The 21,996-nt window shown below is 20.2% G+C and carries 18 protein-coding genes; 2 read left to right on the forward strand and 16 right to left on the reverse strand.

Annotation, left to right across the window (positions count from 1 at the left end):
• Positions 1-31: 31 nt before the first annotated feature.
• The 7 genes from AAHM84_RS02125 to AAHM84_RS02155 all read right to left on the reverse strand — a co-directional run bounded on the left by AAHM84_RS02125 (position 32) and on the right by AAHM84_RS02155 (position 9,896).
• Entirely contained in the window at positions 32-2,365 is a 2,334-nt protein-coding gene (locus tag AAHM84_RS02125; protein ID WP_342259265.1) for a S8 family serine peptidase, read from the reverse strand.
• Positions 2,355-3,455 (reverse strand): AAA family ATPase, encoded by a 1,101-nt coding sequence (locus AAHM84_RS02130; protein ID WP_342259266.1) that lies wholly within the window; start codon positions 3,453-3,455, stop codon positions 2,355-2,357. The genes AAHM84_RS02125 and AAHM84_RS02130 overlap by 11 nt, the downstream gene beginning before the upstream one ends.
• 608 nt (positions 3,456-4,063) lie before the next feature.
• Complete coding sequence (locus AAHM84_RS02135; protein ID WP_342259267.1) at positions 4,064-4,708, reverse strand: hypothetical protein; 645 nt, start codon at positions 4,706-4,708, stop codon at positions 4,064-4,066.
• Positions 4,662-6,143: an AAA family ATPase gene (locus AAHM84_RS02140; RefSeq protein WP_342259268.1), complete on the reverse strand. Its 1,482-nt coding sequence runs from the start codon at positions 6,141-6,143 to the stop codon at positions 4,662-4,664. Before AAHM84_RS02140 ends, AAHM84_RS02135 begins: the two co-directional genes overlap by 47 nt.
• Before the next feature lie 1,903 nt (positions 6,144-8,046).
• A complete protein-coding gene (locus AAHM84_RS02145; RefSeq protein ID WP_342259269.1) occupies positions 8,047-8,511 on the reverse strand; it encodes a hypothetical protein in 465 nt (154 codons plus the stop codon).
• A 182-nt stretch (positions 8,512-8,693) separates the two neighbouring features.
• On the reverse strand, positions 8,694-8,951 hold the full coding sequence (locus AAHM84_RS02150) for a transposase (RefSeq protein WP_342259270.1): 258 nt from the start codon (positions 8,949-8,951) through the stop codon (positions 8,694-8,696).
• Positions 8,952-9,104: 153 nt separating this feature from the next.
• Positions 9,105-9,896, reverse strand: coding sequence for a lipoprotein (locus tag AAHM84_RS02155; protein WP_342259271.1), 792 nt, complete (start codon positions 9,894-9,896; stop codon positions 9,105-9,107).
• 721 nt (positions 9,897-10,617) lie between these two features.
• On the opposite strand from AAHM84_RS02155, the gene AAHM84_RS02160 reads away from it, so the two are divergent.
• The gene (locus AAHM84_RS02160; RefSeq protein WP_342259272.1) at positions 10,618-10,827 is read left to right on the forward strand and encodes a hypothetical protein; all 210 of its coding nucleotides are present in this window, start codon (positions 10,618-10,620) and stop codon (positions 10,825-10,827) included.
• A 625-nt stretch (positions 10,828-11,452) separates the two neighbouring features.
• Here the strand turns inward: AAHM84_RS02160 and AAHM84_RS02165 are convergent.
• Positions 11,453-12,097 (reverse strand): hypothetical protein, encoded by a 645-nt coding sequence (locus AAHM84_RS02165; RefSeq protein WP_342259273.1) that lies wholly within the window; start codon positions 12,095-12,097, stop codon positions 11,453-11,455.
• 790 nt (positions 12,098-12,887) lie between these two features.
• On the opposite strand from AAHM84_RS02165, the gene AAHM84_RS02170 reads away from it, so the two are divergent.
• The gene (locus AAHM84_RS02170) at positions 12,888-13,145 is read left to right on the forward strand and encodes an HNH endonuclease signature motif containing protein (protein ID WP_342259274.1); all 258 of its coding nucleotides are present in this window, start codon (positions 12,888-12,890) and stop codon (positions 13,143-13,145) included.
• Positions 13,146-13,768: 623 nt separating this feature from the next.
• Here the strand turns inward: AAHM84_RS02170 and AAHM84_RS02175 are convergent.
• The 8 genes from AAHM84_RS02175 to AAHM84_RS02210 all read right to left on the reverse strand — a co-directional run bounded on the left by AAHM84_RS02175 (position 13,769) and on the right by AAHM84_RS02210 (position 21,707).
• A complete protein-coding gene (locus AAHM84_RS02175; RefSeq protein WP_342259275.1) occupies positions 13,769-14,656 on the reverse strand; it encodes a hypothetical protein in 888 nt (295 codons plus the stop codon).
• Positions 14,657-14,904: 248 nt separating this feature from the next.
• Positions 14,905-15,216: a hypothetical protein gene (locus tag AAHM84_RS02180; protein WP_342259276.1), complete on the reverse strand. Its 312-nt coding sequence runs from the start codon at positions 15,214-15,216 to the stop codon at positions 14,905-14,907.
• Positions 15,217-15,226: 10 nt separating this feature from the next.
• Positions 15,227-15,493 (reverse strand): hypothetical protein, encoded by a 267-nt coding sequence (locus tag AAHM84_RS02185; RefSeq protein WP_342259277.1) that lies wholly within the window; start codon positions 15,491-15,493, stop codon positions 15,227-15,229.
• Between the two features lie 428 nt (positions 15,494-15,921).
• Positions 15,922-17,697 (reverse strand): hypothetical protein, encoded by a 1,776-nt coding sequence (locus tag AAHM84_RS02190; RefSeq protein ID WP_342259278.1) that lies wholly within the window; start codon positions 17,695-17,697, stop codon positions 15,922-15,924.
• A gap of 1 nt (position 17,698) precedes the next feature.
• Positions 17,699-18,427 (reverse strand): ABC transporter ATP-binding protein, encoded by a 729-nt coding sequence (locus AAHM84_RS02195; RefSeq protein WP_342259279.1) that lies wholly within the window; start codon positions 18,425-18,427, stop codon positions 17,699-17,701.
• Positions 18,428-18,937: 510 nt separating this feature from the next.
• On the reverse strand, positions 18,938-19,810 hold the full coding sequence (locus tag AAHM84_RS02200; RefSeq protein WP_342259280.1) for a hypothetical protein: 873 nt from the start codon (positions 19,808-19,810) through the stop codon (positions 18,938-18,940).
• Between the two features lie 137 nt (positions 19,811-19,947).
• On the reverse strand, positions 19,948-20,808 hold the full coding sequence (locus tag AAHM84_RS02205) for a hypothetical protein (protein ID WP_342259281.1): 861 nt from the start codon (positions 20,806-20,808) through the stop codon (positions 19,948-19,950).
• Between the two features lie 35 nt (positions 20,809-20,843).
• The gene (locus tag AAHM84_RS02210) at positions 20,844-21,707 is read right to left on the reverse strand and encodes a hypothetical protein (RefSeq protein WP_342259282.1); all 864 of its coding nucleotides are present in this window, start codon (positions 21,705-21,707) and stop codon (positions 20,844-20,846) included.
• Positions 21,708-21,996 lie beyond the last annotated feature (289 nt).

Here is a 21,996-nt window from a genome sequence, read left to right on the forward strand (position 1 = left end):
AAACTAGCATATATCTTGTAAACTATTAATACTATACTTTAATTTTACTTTTTTCTTGTAGATTTTCTTTTATTTGAACTCTTTCAACTAACTTTTCATTTTCTTTTTCAAAATTTGCTAAGGAATTTATACCTATTTCATACAAGAATATTGTATAACCAACTTCAATTTCCTCATTATTATCAAATAAATCTGAGCATGTTAATTTTACTGTTATTTTATTATCTCCGTTAATTAAATGTAAAGGCTTAAGCATTTTATCAGGATTATTTATTATGCTCTCTATTTCAGCAAATAGTTCATCTTCCAACACTTTATTTGGATTATATTTTTTCATTTTACTTATTAAACTATGTTGAGTTTTAAAGTTATCATCCGCACAATCCAAATCTTTTTTATTTCCGCTTTTATTTAATAAGTTATTTTTATTGTTTTCACAATTAGCATGTAATTTTAATTCTACTTCAGTTGATGAATACTCATCGCCAACATTAAAATCAGTATTACTTAAATAGGAAATACTTGTTAAAGGTAAAAATGCTCTATAATATCTTTTTTTCTCTGCTTCTCTAAAAGGTAAAAAAATTTTAAATTGTGTTTCATAGCCTGGTTTTACACGTGTTTTACCAATTATTATTTTTTTATTAATACTTGATTTGGTAGAAACACTAATTTGCTTAATTTGCTTCAATATTTTTTCATTTTCGCCATTACATGCATTAATATATGATTTTATTTCATCAATACTAAAATTATATTGATCCATTAAATAAGCACATTTTCTAGCTAATAAAGGCGCAGCATATGAAGTTCCCTCACTTAATTTATCTAAAAAACCTTCTTTATTATCAATAACTCAGAGAGTATCTTCTACATTTGAATTTTGACTTAAATCATTACCAAATTCATATGCATTTGGTTTATCAAAAAGATTAAATATTTTTTTCTTACCACTATAGCTACTTATTTTAATTTTTTTATATTTATCCATAAATAAAGAGCCTACTGTTAAAGATAAGATAGAGTCTCCTCCAATTGAAATATAGCCCTCATTTCCTGATGCTATTATTATTAATATTTTATATTTTTTTTGTAATAAATCTAATTGTCTACCTAATTCAGAAATTCTTGGAGATGGAAATTCAAATAAAATTTGAGTAGACAAGTTTCAAATTTTTATATTTGAATTTTTTTTAATTATTTTACTAATTTTATTTAAAAATATTGATTGAGAGATTATTTGATTAGCAATAATTCCAAAATGTTTTACTTTAAAAATGCCTAGTCCATCTTTATATCCCTTATTATTTATAAGATCATTTAATACTATTAATGATGAAACTGCCGTACCATGAGAATAATCAATTTCACTAATACCTAAACTGGAATCATTATGTACATCAATTAAATCACTAAGTGATTCTTGAAATTCACCATGCGAATCTATAACTCCTATATATGTATTAGAAATTTTATCATGATTTAGTTTAATAAATTCTCTTATCTCATCATTTGTAAATTGCTCTTTTTGATATTTATGAGATTCTCAACTATCAATAATATGCCTATCGTTAGTTGCCAAATTAATTAAAAATGGAAATTCATCAGAAATTTTTTTTACAATATCAATATCCAAATTATAAATATTTCCATCCTGTATAACTTTTTGTTCATTATAAAGTTTGATATTTTTTTTAGATAAAATGTCAATCAGTTCATCACTGTTTTTTATAGTATTAAATCTAACATACGCTTGATCACTTATTTTTGAAAAATCATGTTTATAAATTCAAAAGTTAACTAAATAAAATGTATCTTCAAAAACTCCTTTAATTCTAGTTTTATTACTTAATCCTGATTTTACAGGAAATAGAGTATCTTCTATTTCCTTATCTTTTACAGTAACTGATTTATTATTATCTTCTAATATTAATTTACACCTTTTGACTGCATTTGAGTTATCTCTAAGAAAATTAATAACTAAATTTAAATTTCTAATAGTTCCATTAATATCATCCATGTTTAATAAATAAGTAATTTCTAATTGATCTAATAATATTTCTTTATCAAATTGATATTTAGAGTCTATTTGAATTAATTTACTTTTTGATTTAAATAAATATTTAAATCTGTCTCCCTTATTAAGTAACCTATTAAATTTTATAGAAATTGGCAAATTTTCAAAAAAATCACTATATTTTTGAAAATCTATTTTTAGCTTTTCTAACTTTTCAATTAATTCATAATAATACCTTTTACTTAGTTTTATATTTCTAAATTTTGGAGTTCCTCCTGGTCTAAAATTATTTTTAATAAATTGTTTATTATTATCTGAAAATTTAAAAAACTCTATATTATTTTTCATATATTTCATTACTTTCTATTTTATTTTTAACTGTTCTTCTATCTAGATCTAATATTTTAGAAATATCTGTTGTATTGAATCCAATTGATTCTAATTTCTTTGTATCACTTTTTAAATTATCATAATTAAATTTAAAATCAAAAGTATTTGCAAATAATGAGGAATATATATTATTATCAAAAAATAAATTATCTTCAACAATGCTATCTATCACTGAATAGTTTAAATTATGTACATTTTTTGCTTCAATTAATTTAATAATTTTAGATATAGTTATTTTATCAAACATTATATTATTTTGTTTTAATTTATTTATTAACGCTTTTTCAAATTCTTCTTTTGTAACATAGTCAAGTTCTAATTTAACATTAAATCTTCTTGTAATTGCAGAATCTATAAGCTTAACATTATTAGTAATAGATATTACAATAGCATTTTTTTTAATTGAATCCAACATTATATTAAATGCACCAATTATTTTTCTATATTCATCATTTGTTGCAGTATTTCTATCACCTAGGATTGAATCTATTTCATCAATTAATACAATTCCCTTACCATCCACTTTTTCAATATCTTTTTTTAATTTCTCAAAATTTTTTTGAGTATCACCTAAAAAAGAAGAAATTACATTTGCAGATTTAACATAATATAATGGAAGTCCAGTTTTCTTTGAAATATATTTAATTAATGTTGTTTTTCCTGTACCAGGTTTACCATATATAAGCATTTTTAAACTTACTTCTTTGTACAAGCCATTATTTAGTTTAGATATCATATAATTAATTTTCTCTATGAAAGGTGGTAAATAATTTATTATTTCCATGTCATTCTCGATATTTTCCAAAATATCTAAATCAGAAATTACAAAATGTTTTGTGATTTTTTTAGCATTAGTGATTTCAACTCTATTTATGCCTATAGCATTTATAAGATTTCTTTTTAAACTATCTGCATTAGGTATGCTTTTATCTATAATAGCCAGTATTTTTTTAACTTCCATAATAGTTATTATTTTATTTTTTTCATCAGAATTATTATAAATATTTTTTATAGCATCGATAAATAGTTCATTTATTTTATTTTTCATAAAACACCTCTTAGTAATTATTGTACATAATTTAAATAAAAATGTACATAATTTAAATAAAAATGTACATAATTTAAATAAAAATGTACATAATTTAAATAAAAATGTATATAATTTAAATAAAAATGTACATAATTTAAATAAAAAAAGATAATTCTCTAATTATACATAATATTAAAAAAACATAAAATAAATACAGAGGAATTTTTTATACGTCAAATATTACAGGTAATAAATCAAGACTGTTAAGTAACAAACTAAAAAAGTTAGTTGATAGACAATATAATGAAATATAACTTTTAGATAACTATCAATTAAATACGGTATATCTTATTCAACAACAATAAATCTTTGTATAAATTATAAAATATAAGTAACTGAAGCTTTAATTTCAAAAATAGAAAATAAAACAACCATTTCAGTTTTAGACCAAATTGTTTAGAATTAAAAGATAAAGAGTAAGCAAATCTTAATAAAAATATTAAATTATTAGAAATGGAAATGAAGTTATAAAAAAGTAAATTTTATAAAAAGAAAAGTAAATTTATTAATGCTATAAATATTTAAAAAAATAAAAAAGACATTTACAAATTATGACATATCTTTTATTAACTAATTTTATTATACAATATTTTTCAATTTTTAATATCTATATTAAATTTTTTGCATTCTTTTTGAAAGTCATTATAATCAATAAATTTAAAATTATAGTTATTTTTTTTTATTTTTTTTCTTATATTTGAAAGAATTATTCTAAAATAATTTATAGATGTTGGTATACATTTATTTTTAAATTTATAAACCAAAATACTTTGAAAATTACTAATATTAATATTATTTATTTTCAAAAAAATAATAGTTCCCCTAATCTTATTTACCATATTTTCAATAAAACATTCATACTTAGGTATACTAGCCGAAAAACCTTTATAAAAATCATTATTAGAACTACTATCTATAACAGATGAATGTAAATGTTTAAATTCAAACAAAAAGAAATCTTTATTTTTATTTATAGAAATACCATCAACAATTTTTTTATTATATTTTTTTAAAACTGCAAATTTATCTATATTAACTGCTTTTGACTTACATTCTACAACACTGTGATACTCGTCATCTGTATCATGAGTTTCTAAAATATGACAAGTTGTCTTTTTACATATAGTTTCACTATTAGAAATTTTTGTAAAGATATCAATAAAACTATTCATATCTTTTGTACATTTCTGACAAATAATTAGTAATTTCAAAAGAGTCACTAAAATTATTAATTTTAGAGCAAAATTCAGATTCAGATTTTAAATAATTAAAAGATGTTTTTATACCAAATTTTTCTGATTCAAATTCAATAGAATCTACAATAAAAGGGCTATGTGTTGTTAAAATGATTTTACATTTTGTTTCTTTACAAATCAAAAGCAAAATTTTAATAAATTCATTTTGCATATTTGGATGTAAAAAGTTCTCCGCTTCATCTAATATTACAAAAGAGTTTTCTTTAAATATACCAGCTCTTAAAATTTTTATTAATGATTGAAAAGTTAAAATACCCTTAGATACATTTTTTTCATTGATAAATTTACCCTTTTTCTTATAAGATCTGCTTTTTTTATCATATTCATTTTCAAAACCTATTTTATTAAAGATATTCATAATAATTTTCTCAATTTTTTCTTTTTCAGATGCTTCCAAATTATTAATATTCTCTTCTAATTCTTCATCGTTATATCTATAGCGATTAACTAAAGACTCCTTAACTTTTTGATAAAAATCTAATGAATAATTAGTTGAATAATCATTAACAGATACTTCTCTAAATTCCAATGGTCTTAAGAACATATTATTTATAAAATTATTTGCTATCCCTTCACAATAAGTAACATCGTTTATAATTCTATTTTTAATTTCTATTTCTTCTACTTTAATACTATTTTTATTAATTAAAATATCTATTTTATTATTAAATAAATTCATAGAAATTTTTGAAATTTTACTATCATTAAATTTTGACATTATTTCATAATTACTTCCAAAAAGCGATTCTATATAACTTTTAATTCTTTCATTTAAAAATGAAATTTTTATATTTTTCATTTTTAAATTATTTTTTTTAATTATTTTTAAATTTCATTTTAATTCTCTCAGAATTAAATTAATTCTATCAATTATTCTAAATGATAATCTTTCTTCAAAAGATTTATTAATTATTTCATCTAAACAGTCATCAATGATTTCTACATATAAATTAATAGTTTCATAAATTTCACTTAAACTTGAATCATCATTACTTTTAATAAAATTGGATTCCAAAATTAATTTCGTTATATTTGAAATTAAATTATCTTCCTCAATATTCTCCTTAAATTTAAAGTAATCTATTTTGTCCAAAAATTTTTTATCAGTGATTTCTTTCTCAAATTTCTCAAAAATTTTATTAAACTTTTGAGAAATATTATTACTTTCAATTAAATCCAAATAATAATTAGTAAGTTTTTTAACTGCTCTAGCAATTATACTTTGAAGACTATACTCTCTATATTCTTTTTGAATTTTTATCATCATATAAATAGTTTTATTTAAAGTGCTTTTACCTGAATCATTCATTCCACAAATCAATGTAAGATCTGAAATCTCTAGTTTATTTTTATTTTGAAATAAACATATATTTTCTATATTTAAATTCATTATTCTATCCTCTATTCTTATTTCTATCTTTTAACTTTTCCAATTAAATTTGTTTATCTAAAATAGTTTGTTGTTTACTTAAAAGTTCTAATTGTTTATCAAAATTACCATTTCAATTTTGCAGATTTTGTTTAACTACTAATTCAAGATGACAATTATATTTAGAGATTAAATTATGAACTCTATATTCAGTCTGCTTATCAATTAATAATGGATCATAAGATTGTCTTTTTAAAAATTTTAAATAATCAAAATTTTTTCAGATTTTTGAACATTTGATTTATATTCTTTTTTAGTTCTTGAACTCCTCAATTATTTTTTAAAACTTTATGAATAAATTAAAGATTAAAATTTCAGATTTTGAAAGTATTATCTCCTCTTTGAAAATCATTAATATCTTCTTCACTACATACTCAATTTTGAATAATTATTAAAATCTTCTATTCTTTTTCTTCATTTTGTCTATTTTTAATTTTTGCTCATTAATTTGATGAATAGACACCATTATTATTTTCTTTTATTTTAAAAACTATGTTTAATAATTTACTTGCATATTTATTAATACTTTTTTGCCATTCTAATTCTCTATATTCTTTTGATTTTTATAGCTAAGTTTGCTTTATACTTTGCAGCTTATTCAGGTGTATATTTTCCAACTAATATTTATTTAATAAACTCATAACTTCTTTCCTTTCATATTTATCATTATTATAACTCTTACATTAAAAAATAGTGAATTAATCACTATTTTTATCTGCATTTCTTTTCTTGTAATGTTCCTTTTTCTCTGACACCTATATTTTATACCTTTAATATTTTTATTTACCAAACCATAAAATTTTTTATTACTACAATTTAAATCTAAATATTCCATTAATCTTCTAGATTCATAGATTTTAACTTCATTTTTATAAACATCATTAATTATCAAAATCAAATCTGAATTAATAGTCTTAATTTTTGGCTTACCTTTTGAAATTCAATTATAATAAGTGTTTTTTGTTAAAGCAATTAGTATAGAAAGTCTTATAATTGCAATTATTTGGGTATTTTAATTGTAAAGTTATAAACTACTTTTACTTTAAATGTATTTAACTCTCACTTATTTACTTCTTTCTTTCAATCATTTACCTTAATTCTTTAAATATTTCATCTCTTAATTTAAAATCTGGACTTTTTATTTTATTTTTTGACATTAATTTATCAACTCCTATTACTTTTGAATACTATGTTAATAAAAAATTGATTTATAAAAAATACTAATTTATTTTTTTGTTTTATTGAGTACTTAATCAAAATAAAGTATTTATTTTTTACAAATAATTTATATCAATATATAAGATATTTTAAAAATCTATGTAAAAAAGTTAATCCTTAGTAGCTTAATATTTGTATTTTTTATTTAATAGTTTCTTCTACTGTTTCTACAAAAATATAAAAAGATTTTTTTTATATTTTTCATCTAATTTTAAATTCTGTTGCTTTTTTTCTTTATATTTTTCTCTAACTTCAATCCATTTTTCTCCAATTATTTGCTTAACTTTTTTCATATGTTTTGAATAATCCCTAAATTCTTCTCATGAATATTCATTTTTCTTTATTCTTCTAATAATATTCAATTTATTAGTTTTATTATTTAAATTACATATTACTATATCATATGAAAATTCAACAGCTCCATCGTTATCTGCTTTTTTATTGTAATTGCAGATGTAGAATTATTACAATCTATTTCTTTGAGCTAAACTCTTGTTAAAATAACGTAAAAAAATGGTATTGGGGATGCTAAGTAACATTATTTCCTAAAATTTTGGATCATTTCGTTTCGTGTGCATCCACTTTTTAAGATTATATTTATACTATTAAAAATTTTAACAAATTTATAAATACAACTTCTAAAATATTAATCCTTATAAAATTTATTACCAAATATTAAATAAAAATACTTTTTAACTCATCTATGTGTTTGTTCTACAAATTTATTTCCTTTAAAACCTGAAGCTGAATTTGATCTAATTATATTATGTTGCTTACAAAATTTTTTTGCTTCTTTACTTATAAATGCAGAACCTAAATCATTATGCATAATAATTTTCTTTATTGAACCTAAAATCATTTTGCTTACTAAACCTTCTAACATTTCAAGAGTTACTAGTATATTTTCAGAGTTGCCGACTGAATATGAACTAATTTCATTAGAGTAAAAGTCATATGCAGGTAAAAATAAGCGTTTTGTTTTAACTCCTCTAATATAAATATTTTTAAATCATGTACCATCAATTCCAATCTTTTCTAAATATTTATTAGAGATATAATCTCCTTTTATAAGATCTAAAGAGGTATGTTTCTTATGATTACTTATTCCCATTCTTGTTTTTGATTTAGAAGAAGCTATTTATTTTTTTTAATTTCAATAAAACTTCCGTTCTAAGCTCAATAATTGTCTCTCTAGAAAGATTTATATTGAAGTCTTTTAATATCTTTAATCTAGCTTTTTCGGCTTTTCCTTCTTAAGTTCTATTAAATCAGCACTTCGCTTAATTTGTGCTTCTAATTCAAAAAGCTTCTTTTTCAATTCTTTATTCTCTTCGCTATATTTGCTAACTTTATTTTAAAGTCTAACTTCATTGGTTTTACTACGTTTTTCCTATCAAATACTTTAATTTCAGATGACTCATGATATTTTTGATATCAATCTAAAATACTTGAATTAGCTTTTATATTATATTTAATTGCAATATCTTTTAATTTAATTCCATTAATATAATTATTAACAGCTTGAGTTTTTAACTCATTTGAATATTTCATTTAGATGTAACCTTTCTTGCTAATACAATTATAATCTTGTTCGGAATTATAAAACAAAAAAATGGGAGACCTATGTACTTAGACCCCCCTACCGTTTATTAGTAATAATACTTAAATAAGTATACTCAGTAAATTGAAAATATTTTTTTATTATTAACTAGTAATAGCAAATTTAAATAACGCATAACCTAAATATTCATTATTATTTATGGAAACAATACTGAAAGAATCTTTTTCTTCTGCTTCATTTGAATATCAATTAACAAATTTTGTATTTTGAACAGTTATATCGTTATTTTTACTTAAAGCAACGGCTGCTTTCAGAGCTTCTTGTTTATCTTCATTGTCAACAAGTAAAACTTTTTCTAATTTAAACTGCTCACTAAAAGATTTTAAGTTTCGCCCCTCTAATCATCATTTTTTAACTTCTTTCATGTTATTAATCATTTCTTTAACTCCTACTACTGATTCTGGAAATACTGATATATCAGTAGATATTAATCCATCCACAGTTTCAGAAAAATAATAATTTTCATCAAGTTCTGTTGAAAAATCAATATAGTCTCCTATTAACATTGAAGTCTCCTCTAAAACTTTTTCATTGTTATAGGTTCAAACTTTAATTTCAGCATCTACACCCTCTTCATTTTTAATTTTGAAAGCTGATGCTACTATAATTGCCTCATTTTCTAGAAATTTATTTTTAATTCTAAAATTTATAATCTCAACTTCACTAACTTCTTGCTCTTCCATTTCTTCAATTTTTAATTGACTAACTGCCTGTTCTTTAGATAAATCTAATATAATTTTTTTAGCCTCATCTACATTAGTAGGAAATTTTGGAATTTTAAAATCACTATTTTGTTTTGTATTACATGATACAACTGCTACACTTGTTGAAGCAACTAAACTAGTTGTTGCTAAAATTGATAATATTTTTTTCATTTCAGTACCTCTTTCGTCTTAATTGACATAAAAATTATATACTATTTTAATTATATTTTTCTATTTGTAACTATTTTATTAATATTTTTATATAAGTAATAAGCAATTTTGCCCCTACCTTTTAATAATAACCTTGTCCTCCTTTATGATCAACAAATGGTTGTTATATGAAAAAACTACTATTAAATACCATGAAAGAAGAACAACTAAGATTAATTAAGAAATTATCTTTAAAAAAGACTCTATTAAAAATACAATCTTTAAATTAGATTATAGTGTTAGACACACAAGAAGAAAACTTAAAGAGTATCAAGAGATTGGTGCAAAAGCTTTTATTCATAAAAATACAAATAAAATACCTATAAATAAAATTCAACAATTATTTAAAGATGAAATAATTGAATTATTTCAAACTAAATATTATGACTTTAGTATTAAACAATATTGAGAGCTAAATTGAAAAAGAAAAATAAGTTAGTCTGCAATTAGACACATATTAATAAAAGAAAATATTTTAATTGAAACTCTTAACAGAAAAACAAAAAAAGATATTCGTAAAAATTTAAAGGAAAACTAACCAAGAAAATTTAACAATCGAGTATCTTTAAATTCAATTATAACAAGCAAACCCCATCCTACGCAAAAGAAAATTGTAAAGTTTGGAGAAATCTACGAAACTGATGCTTCAAATCATCAATGGATTAAGAACTTAAAATGTCATTTGCATATTGTAATTAATGAAACTAGTAAAAGAATTTTAGCAGGTTATTTCAACAAACAAGAAACTACTCAAAGTTATTATAGTATCTATAAAAAAGCCTTTAAACATTATGGTTTACCAAAATTAAATGTTAGTGATAATCGAAATGTTTTTAGTAGTAAAAATAATCGTGATCACTTTTGTGATAGCGTTTCAAATACCAAATTGTAATTTATTTTTCACTCTTTAGAAGTAAATACAAAAACAACGTCAAGCCCTCAAGAAAAAGCATTAGTTCAAAGAAATTTTGGAACATTACAAAGAAGATTACCTCAAATAATTAGACTCTTAGATTTAAAAAAATATTGAGCAATTAAATAATTATTTACCCCATCTTATTCAGGAATACAATCAAGATTTTTCAATACCTTTTGACCAATTAGAATCAGAACTAGAAAATTTGATCATGATGAAAATATTGTTTTCTCTTATCGAAGTAAAAGAATTATTGATAATGGTAATACTATTAGTTTTAAAAAAGCTAAGTGATTTATATGTAAGGGTTTTACTCCAATTTACTTTAAGTCAAAGTTAAAAGTAATGGTTATAGCAACGATAAATAAAAAGTATTATACACTAATTGGAAATGCCCTTTACAATCTTATTCAAGTTGAAGATGAAAGTTTACATGGAAGAGTGAAAACACTATAGAATTATGAATTTGAAACTACTAAAGTATCAAAGATTGACTCTTCTTGGAAATCAATTAACTGATATTTTTTTGATAGAGAAAGAAAAAAATACAAGATCTATTTATTAGATGAATCTTGTATTTTGGGACATAATAGATTATTATTTATATATTTTTTTCTAATATTTCTAAATACTTAGAAAAGCTTTCCTCCTTTTTTCTTATTTCCTTTAATTCAATTTCTAAATACATTTTAATTTTTTCAGTATTTTGTGTAAATTCCCATCCATCAACTTTACCTTCTTTATCTGATTTTTCCTTAATAGCATTTTTGGATATTATATATCCTTTTTTAAAGTTCTCTTGTCTTAATTCTTTTCTTAGTTTTTGAATAACTTCATAAACAAGAGTTCTTGTTATTACAGTACCATAATCTTTATAAATTTCATTATCTAATTGTTCAATCTTATTTTTAATATCCTTAGTTTTTTGTCTTTTATCTTTATTTGAAAATAGAGTACTTTTTATAATATTAAAAATTTCTTTTTTTTCAAATTCTTTTATTTTTTCATTTCTTTTTCATTCAAGTTTTTTATTTATTATTTTTTTTAAATTTTGAATTGAATCTTCATCATTATTTAATATATTTTCTATTAACTTTTTTTTACTTGTTTTTTTAAATTTTTTACTTATTAGTAAACTAAAAATTTCATCCTTAATTTTAGAAATTTCTGTATCTGTTGATTCATTTGTAATATTTGTATTTATTTGCTGCAAACAATCACTAATATCTTTATCAAACTCATTCATATATTTTCTCCTTTAATTATTTCCTCAATTAAATAATACCAAAAAAACACCTTTAAGGGTACTAAATTCGTTTTAATAAAAGCTGTTATAACTAGAATATTTAATTAATTAAAAACAACTTTTGTTTTAAATTTGTTTGTCTTTTTTTCTAACTCTTTATATAAGATACCATCTTAATTCTTTAAATATTTCTTATAACTGTTTTTCATAAAGTGCTTCCCAAAACTGCTTTAATAATTTTATAAATTTTCTTAGCACCATAATGGATAAGTTGATAGAAATCCTATCTTGCATACTTATTTTGTTTCCTTGAACACATTGGATTTTTAATTTATTAAAAATTTTATTTAATTTCTGAATTTCTAACTTTTTATCTAATTACGAAATATATGAAAGCTTATATAAACTAAATTATAAGATTTATAGATATAAGATATTTATATCTATTGTTTATTTATTATAAATATGATATTCTTAATGTGAATAAATATTCAAATGACTAGAAAACTTCTTATAAAAAGAAGTTTTTTTTTTTTTTTTAGCAAACTACTTGACTAAGTGCTAAAAAAGTGTTATTTTAAAAGTGAGGATTATCTCGATAAATTTAAAAATTACTGATAGAAAATAATTTAGTCATTTGAATTTTATTAGTATTAATTTTAACAACTTGAATTAAAAAATAAATTTTATATACATTTTCAATTAAATAAAAGAATAGGAGAAAAATTTAACATGTTAAAACAAAAAAAATTATCAAGATAATTTCTCATAGAAAGAGAGAAATTAAAAGATGAAATTAAATAATAAAACAATTGATGTTTGAAATAAAGCAAAAGATTGTGGCTGTCAAGAATCAGATTGTGATACAAATCATAAATTATGTGGAATATGTAGCAATAAAATAGTTTATACAGCACATAAAAGCAATCAGCCTAATTCTAAATTTGCGTGAGATATTGATCATATAATTCCTTTAAAGAATGGTGGAACTGATGATATTAATAACTTACAAATTTCCCACGTAGTGTGTAATTCAAAAAAAAATTAATAATTTAAACTTAGAAGTTATATATAAATTGTATATAACTTTTTTTAATTTCAATTATTTTAAACAAAGGCATTTTAAAAGTAATTATAAATACCTTTATATAAATAAACATTTTAGGCTAAACTACTTTTGTTTATTATCATAACTTCACACTCTTTCAACTTTTACTTTTTACCACCTAAGCCTATTGTAAAACCGTATAAATCATTAGCATGTTTTTAACAGACTCATGAATTATTTACATCTTCAGTAACTTCTTCATAATATATTTTATTTAGTTTTTCAGTTTCTTTGCTTAATTTATTTAAGATTTTAATAGGTTCCAAATTATATCTAGAAATTTAATATTAACGCAATTTTCAATTTTATTGAATAGTATGAAATAATAAAGCTCTCTTTTTGCAAACACTCAATTTTAAATATATTAATTATTTTAAAAAGAGAAACAGAAAATATTTCATATTACATTAATATTAATCAGTCTATCACATAAATGATAATAAATAAATTGATTTTTTATAAAAAGGACTAATTTTAAATATTATCAAGCAAAAGGAAATTACATTAATTAAAAACTTCCTTATAATAAGAAATAATTCCTAGTAATTAATTAAAAGGAATATCTAAAAAATATCTAAAAAGTTAAAAGTTTTTAAATTTAAGCAATCTTTTTTTACAATATCTATCATTTTTTTATTAAAATTTTTATTATTCATTTTTCTCATACTAAAAAGACCTGGAATTACTGATATTGTATTTATTAATCTATTTTCACTAGTATGAAGTTCATCTAAATTATCCAGATCATTATATCTATCAATTTTTTTATAGAAAGTAATAATAGTATCCTTTTTTGAATTTTCTAATTTATATTTCTTCTTAGTATTTAGAAATTCTGATAAATCATTAAATACAACATTTTCATGTTTAGTATTAAATAATTTAACTTTTACCTTACAATAAATTTTATTAGTCCTCTCTTCTAAAAATAATTCCATATATGAGATTTCTATTTCTTGCTTTAAAATTCTAAACTTTATAGTATTATTTACTTTTAAATTTTTTTGAAAATATTCTTCATTCATTATTTCATCAATAATATTTAAATTGTCACTAAAAATCAAATCATTTTTTACAAATAAATTTTTTATGGGAATGAAGAAAGCATTAATGTTTACATTTAATATCTCTATGCCTTTTATTGAGTTTTTTTTATAAAAATCAGTTCAATTGAATAACAATAATTTCTGATAATTTTTCTGATAATTTATTTTTCTAAGATTTTTAAATATTTTTTTATTAATAAAAAATAACACTATAAATAGAATTACAAATAAAAATAATCCAAGTAAATAAATAATATTAAAGTTAAGAAAAGTAAATGTAATAAGAAAAATAATTAAAACAAGTAATGAAAAAACACCAGATATAGTTAAAATTAAAATTATATCATTTTCGTGATTGAGTTTAAAGTCTTTATAATTAATTTTATTAGATTCATTTTTAATCATTATAATCTTTCCCCCCTTAAAATTCTATCAATAATAATATTATTTAATTTAAAATTGTTTCTACTATATTAGTAAAGTTTATTTTAAAATGACTTATATTATAAAAAAATATAAGTTAATATTTTTTTGTCTTCTATATTTTAGTATAAATATATGTATTAAGTGAAAAAATAAAATCTTTAAAGAAATATTTTATTTTATTACTAAAATTAGTTATTATAGAAATAATATCTTTTAATTTTGTCTTACTATTTTTCAATTTTATAACGTTCTATTTGTGATACGATATTGAAATCACATTTATTAAATTCCACTATAGGGACAACATTCTCTTCTAATAAACTTTTAATATTTTTCTTATCATAAATTTGGTCTGAATTATAAAAATATTCTTCACCTTCTATCATTACATAACTTGATTTAATAGTTTCTTCATCTTCAATAGATTTTATAAACTCAGTTTTTTCAAATAATTTATTAATTTTTAAAAAATTATCAAACTCTTTTTTTGTAATAATAAAATTCTTATGTAATTCCTGACCAACTGAGCTTACTTGCATAATTTTTCATTTACTTGGCTTTACTTTTTAAGCTACATCCTGCTTTTTTTATTTTCTTTGCAATTTCTAAATATTCCTTTTCAGAAAGTGAATTTCTATTGTCAATTGTCCATCCAGATTCTTGATTAATATTGTCACTTATAGAGTCCATACTTATACCAACACTATCAAAATATTGAAGCAAATCATTTACATCATCTTGTGATTTTTTTAAAATTATACTTCCATTAGTAATTAATGTAACATCTAAATTTATTTTTTTTGATAACTTTGCCATTTCCTTTAATTGATCTCAAAAAAGAATTGGTTAACCACCAGCAAAATTTATAGCTTTAAAAAAATATACTTTATTTATAATTATTAATCAATTTTCTAAATTCCTTTTATAATTTGCTTTTGTAATTAGAGGCGCATAAAAGCAAAATTTACATCTCATATTAGAAAACATACTAAAATGAAAATTTAGTATTATATTTTGCAAGTCACTAATTTTATACATATATTAAAACTCCCCTTAAATTTTTAATATTTTATCACATTTAATTAATACATTTTATTAAGTTTTTATATTCAGAAAATTTAAATCCTAATAAATTTAAATAAAAATTTTGGATAAGCGGTAGTTTTTAACAATTCTATTAAAATAAATTATTAAAAATAGATTAAAATATACAGTATTTAAAAGAAATTAATATAAATTATTAATTATTTATAAAAATTAATTTTATAAAAGAGATAAGACAATAGAATTAATAATGTGCAATAAATTAGTATTAAAAATATTAACAAGACAGTATTTGGCCCTTTATAAGAATAATCATGAATAATATATCTTTCTTTTCCAGTATCTTCATCTTGAAAAATATCATATTTTATTTTAATAAAATTATTAGTATGAATAAAATGTGAAGTATTTATTGTAGCTATATTGTCATAGTTTTTTTCAACTAATCCAAATTTAGTAATAAACTCTAGTCATAAAAATGGACTTGTATAATAATTAGACATCCCAAAAAAACCTGGGATATAATCATTTGGTTTTTGATTTGATGATAAAAATAGTTTATCTTCATCATAGTTATTTATTATGTAAAAAAGAATTCCTTGATAAAGTGATTTACCACTTGATATTTCTTGCAACTCAAAAATTATTTTTCTTTTATCTATGCGAGTAGATTCCTTGCCAAAGATATCACTAAAGTATTGTTTCATTTCAGATGAAATTAATCCTAAATCATTATATAAAAAATAATCTTCATTTTTAAAATAAAAACCTTTTTGATAAATATCTAGAATCACTTTATTAATTTTTTTAAGATCATTATAATAAAAATTAAACTCCTCACTATTTTTAAAGTGTTTTTCAAGTTCACTAATATATAACTGTAACTCTTTTAGAAGTGAAACGCTTTTTAATAGATAGTTATTATCTTCAAATAGATCATAATCAGACTTTTTAATATCAAAATTTTGCAATTCATTAAATAAACTATTTTTCTCGATAATCTCTTTATCATATACTAACTCTCGATAATCTTCTTTATTTGCTAAAAATGTCTTATTAAAACTATTAAATAAATCAATATTATAAAATAAGTTTCCACTTCTATAAAAAGAATTATTATTTAGAAAGTAGTTATAATATTCTTTCATGTCACAACTTAATTCACCTTTATCAAAATTATTACCATTACAGTCAAAACTTTCATTTCCTTCATAATATAATACTTTTTTTAAATCTAAGTTTTTATCGTTAAAGTCTTTTAAATTTAATAAGAACTCATTTTCATGTTCATTTTCATGTTTGAATTTTTGTATATAATAATTAAAATAAATTCTATAACTAGATATTTCAGCATTATTTGAACCAATTGAAGCTGGATTATAGCTTTCATAATCATAAACTGCAGCATTAAAAAAGTGAAATACACTAAGCAAACCAAGAAAAAAGCTTGAAAAAATTAAAGATACTTTTTGTATATTTAAACTTAATATTAATAAATTTAAAGAAAATAAGAAAAGAGGAACAAGAAATACTAAGTAGAGATTTACAAAAATTAACTTTGTTACATAAATGTTTTCATTAAATATAATTAAATTTTCTATAACAATAACAGAAGATAACACAAAAGAAACTGCTAAAATCATCAAAATTAAAGCAATTAATTTAGAGCAAAATATTTGTCAAACTTTCATTCCATTTTTAACTTCAATGGTTTTAATACCATTTCTTTTTTGATTATAAAAAAACTCATTTGAAAATAATAGTGATAAAACTACTATTTCTATCATAATTAAAATTACATTTATATATTCTAATACAAATAATTGTGCCATTTCTTTTTCTGAAATTTTAATATATAAGCCAAAAGATAAATTTAATACAACCATTAAACTTAAAAATATTGAATTAACTAATATAAAAGTCTTTGATTTAAGAATTGATAGAATTGAGTATTTAAAGCAAGTGTAAAAAATCATTTTAATTATCTCACTCCAATAATCTATCAAAAGATTTATTTTTATCATGAGTTTTTATCGTATCAAAATACAATTTTTCTAAATTCTCTACATTTTTATCATATTTTTTATCCAAAATTATTTTTCCCGAATCAATTATGATTACCCTATCTATTATATTTTGTAATTCATCTAAAATATGGCTTGTAATAACTACTGCTTTATTTTTTTCTTTCATATTTTTCAATAAAGTTATTAATTCCATTCTAGAATTAACATCCAAATTTGCTGTTGGCTCATCAAGAAAAATAAATTCTGGATCATTAATTAAAGAAGCTGCCAACATTGCTTTTTTTTGCATACCAGCAGATAAAGATCTAAAGGGTTTGCTTTTATATTTTTCAAGTTCTAATAATTCCAATAAATGATTCATTCTTTTCTTTGCTTCTTTAGACTTTATTCCTGCTAATTCCGCGCTATACATACAAAAGAAACTTAATGAAATATTTCTAGGAAAAAGTGATTGATCTGTAAAAAAACTAAATTTACTTAAATTTTCATCTCCATTATTATAAATTATTTCTCCGCTATCTTTTTTATATTCTTTAAAAATTAACTTCAATAATGTAGACTTTCCAGCTCCATTTGGGCCAAGAATACCAGTTATTTCTCCAGAATTTATTTTAAGATTTATATCTTGTATTCCCTCACCATTTTTAAAAATTTTATTTAAATTTTTTATTTCTATCATTACTATAATTCCTTTATATGTTTATAATAGCATAAGAAAACATAAATAAGTATTAATCAAAATAATAACTATCCAAGGAATTTAAACTAAGTACTTATAAAAGCATTTAATGATTTCTCCACTTAATAGTTATTTTTTCACAAATTAGTTACTAATTTTAAAGAAGTAAATTTATTGATTTAGTTTAATATACTAAGTATCTTTATTCAAAAATATTTAAAATATAATTTACTCAATTGACTTACTTGATTGATTAAAGTCTATACTATTCTCTAATAACTAATAATTAGTATATTATTTAATTAATTCGAAGCCAATACAGTGAAATTATTTTTATGAATAAAATCAATAAGACACTAAACTAATTATATTAATATTTTTTAAGTCATTTCTTTAAATGATTTAAAAAATAATGTTAATTATATTAAAAATAGTAAAATAAGTATCACTAATATTTTTGCAGTAATGAAATAAAAATATTTTTGACTGATATGCAAAAAAATATTTTATTTATTCCCTACTATTAGTCAATAAATAAAATATTTTTTGAAGGTCATTTAAAACTGCTTCATTATAATAATTTAAAAAATTTTTTTTAGTATAATTATCTTGTGCATATAAGCCAAAAATGTAATCTGAAAATGAAAAATCTTTTATATATAATTTCTTGCTTAAATAATCTCTGCTATATTTAATTAGCTTTTGCTTCAAAATTAAGTTATTAGTAGATACAATTCTAGTTATACTATTATTTTTTTCAACTATTGTAAAATCTTTAATGCCTTTGAAGATTTTTTTAATTTCAATAGAAGATATTTTTTTATTAAAAGTTATTTCATGAGTTAATTGTAAATATAATTCATCCTCAGAAATTAACAATTCTAAATGATTAACATTAATTTCAATATTATTAATCAATAATAAAATATTATTACTAATTAATATTTTTTTTATAGTTCTATCTACTATCAATTGAGTTAATAATTTTTCTTCAATATAAAGTAACTCTAAATTTAAATTTAAAGTCTTGAAGTTATAACTATTATGAAAATTAAATAGCTTTATTCAATTTATCTTTTTTACTTTTTTACAGTGCCAACTAATTTTAATGTTTTTTAATTTCATAAAAACAGTAATAAAAAAATAAAAAGGAAGAAATAATAGAAAGCAAATAATACTTCCATCACTTAATGATACAATCTCTACAAAGATATTATTAGCAATAAAAATATATGATAAAAAAACAATAAGTATAACTAAATATAAAATTAGTAAAAAAGACATTAATAGTATAGACTTTCTATTTGAAAAATTTCTTTCATATTTTTTAGGGATATTATTATATTTAAGTTCTTCATCTATAATATTTGAATATTTCTTCATTTTTTTCCTTCTTACTAATTTCATTTGTTTATAAGTATCATAATTAAAAGTTACATAAAATAATTAATTTTTGCAACTGTGACTCAGAACTTATAAGCTATTCTCAGATAAAATAATCATTGATACAAAATTTTTTATTAATTTATAAATAATTCTATTCTCTTTATGTCTTTTTCTATTTGTTCATTATATTTTTCTAAAATATTTTTTTTATTATGTGATACAGAATAAAAAAGCCCTAAAATGTTATCATTAATTTCTTGAGTTTTATTTTTAGTCGTTTTCAATGTACGATATGTTTTTGTAAATCTATCCTTCTTAATAACTTCTAATACTCTTTCTTTTAAACATAAATCTAATTTAAGTTTTAAAAATTTATTTGGAATAGCTTCTACAATTTCTTCTTCTACTTTTAATTTAATCGAGTTAAAAATATTATTTTCTTCTTTTTTGTTTTTAATATTGAAATTTAGATTAACACAAACAATTAGAGAGAGTTCATTAGTGTCTTCATTTAAAATTATTTTCTCATATATGAATTTAATTGATACATCATTTAAGTTAATGATAATAGAGTTTAAAATGCTAATATCATCAATTTTTCTTTTTATTAACTGCTTTAGATCATAATAAGAGATATTGAATTTATTCAAAGTAATACTATCAATTTTAAAACTTTCTTTATTGCCTAAAGAATATATTTCTTTTCAATCAATTTCCTTTAATTTAAGATAAAATAAATTACTTTTCCTATCTAATAAAATACAACAAAGGTAGAATAAAATAGCTATTAAAGGTAAAAAAATTGCTGTTAATAAAGCCATTAAAATCTCAATTGTAATAACATCATTTATTTTATAAAATGTAGTAATTAATAGAAGAGTTAAAGCTTGAATAGAAATACAAATTACAATAATATAGTTTATATACTTTACATAATTTGTATCATAATTTTCCTTAATACTTATATTTTTTTCGCTCAAATGTTTTTTTTCCATTTTTTTCTCCCTTAAACTATTGAAAAATAAGCTATTTAAATAAATATTTTTTTAGTTTTTTCAATATCTTTATTTATTTGCTTTTCATATTCTTGCAACATATTTTTTTGATTATGTAAAACAGAATAAAATAACCCTAAAATATTATTATTAATCTCTTTAATTCTATTTTTGGTTGTTTTCATTGTACGATAGGTTCTTGTACCCTTATGCTTTTTAATTTCTTCCAATATCTTATCAATAGAGCAAAGACTTTTTTTAAATTTCAAAAGTTTTTTTGAGTTACTCTCTATTATCTCATCTGAATTCTTTAATTTAATTAAATCAAGGATTTTATTTATTTTACCTTTATTTTCAATCCTAGAATCCAATTCAATTGTATATATTAGGTTAAGTTCACTCATTTTTTTATTTATAATTACTTTTTCATAAGATATACTGATTTTAATTTTATTTAAGTTAATAATAATTGAATTTAATATATTAATTTCTTCAACTTTATCTTCTATTAATTGTTTTAATTCAAAATATGATATATTAAATTTATTTAAAGTAACATTTTCTATATCAAATTTATTTTTATTGTTTGAATAATAAATGCTTGTTCAATCTATTTCTTTTAATTTTAATTCAAATAATTTACTTCTATATTTTAATATGCATACTCCAATAAAAACAAAAGTAGAGACAAATATTAAATAAATAAAAGGCATGCCTATTAATATTAAAATTCTGTTTAAAGAATAATTATCTTCTTGATAAATAAAATATAATGATCATATAACTATAATAAGAAGACAAAATGAGATTCATATTGTGTACTTGTAAAACTTATTATAATTTGTATCAAAATTACTTTTAGTACTTATATTTTTTTTAATTAATTCACTTTTTTCCATTTTTATTTTTCCACCACTTTTAACCTCTTATTATTTATTAAAGATTTAATATTTTTCTTATAACTAATTTATAATCTTCTAAACTGTTTAATTATTTTTATTTTAGATATCATATTAATTTTAGATGTCATTGTTGATTAAATATTTAAATTTTAATTTATTAATTTTAATTCCCCTTTTATTAAATAATATCAAAAAAACACCTTAAAAGATGTGTAAAATTATGAAAATTTGTAAGTACAGAAGTTCTTACTAATATACTTTGATAGACACTATCAATATAAATTAA

This window comes from Spiroplasma endosymbiont of Dioctria linearis, from assembly GCF_964030865.1.
GTDB lineage: Bacteria > Bacillota_I > Bacilli_A > Mycoplasmatales > Mycoplasmataceae > Spiroplasma_A.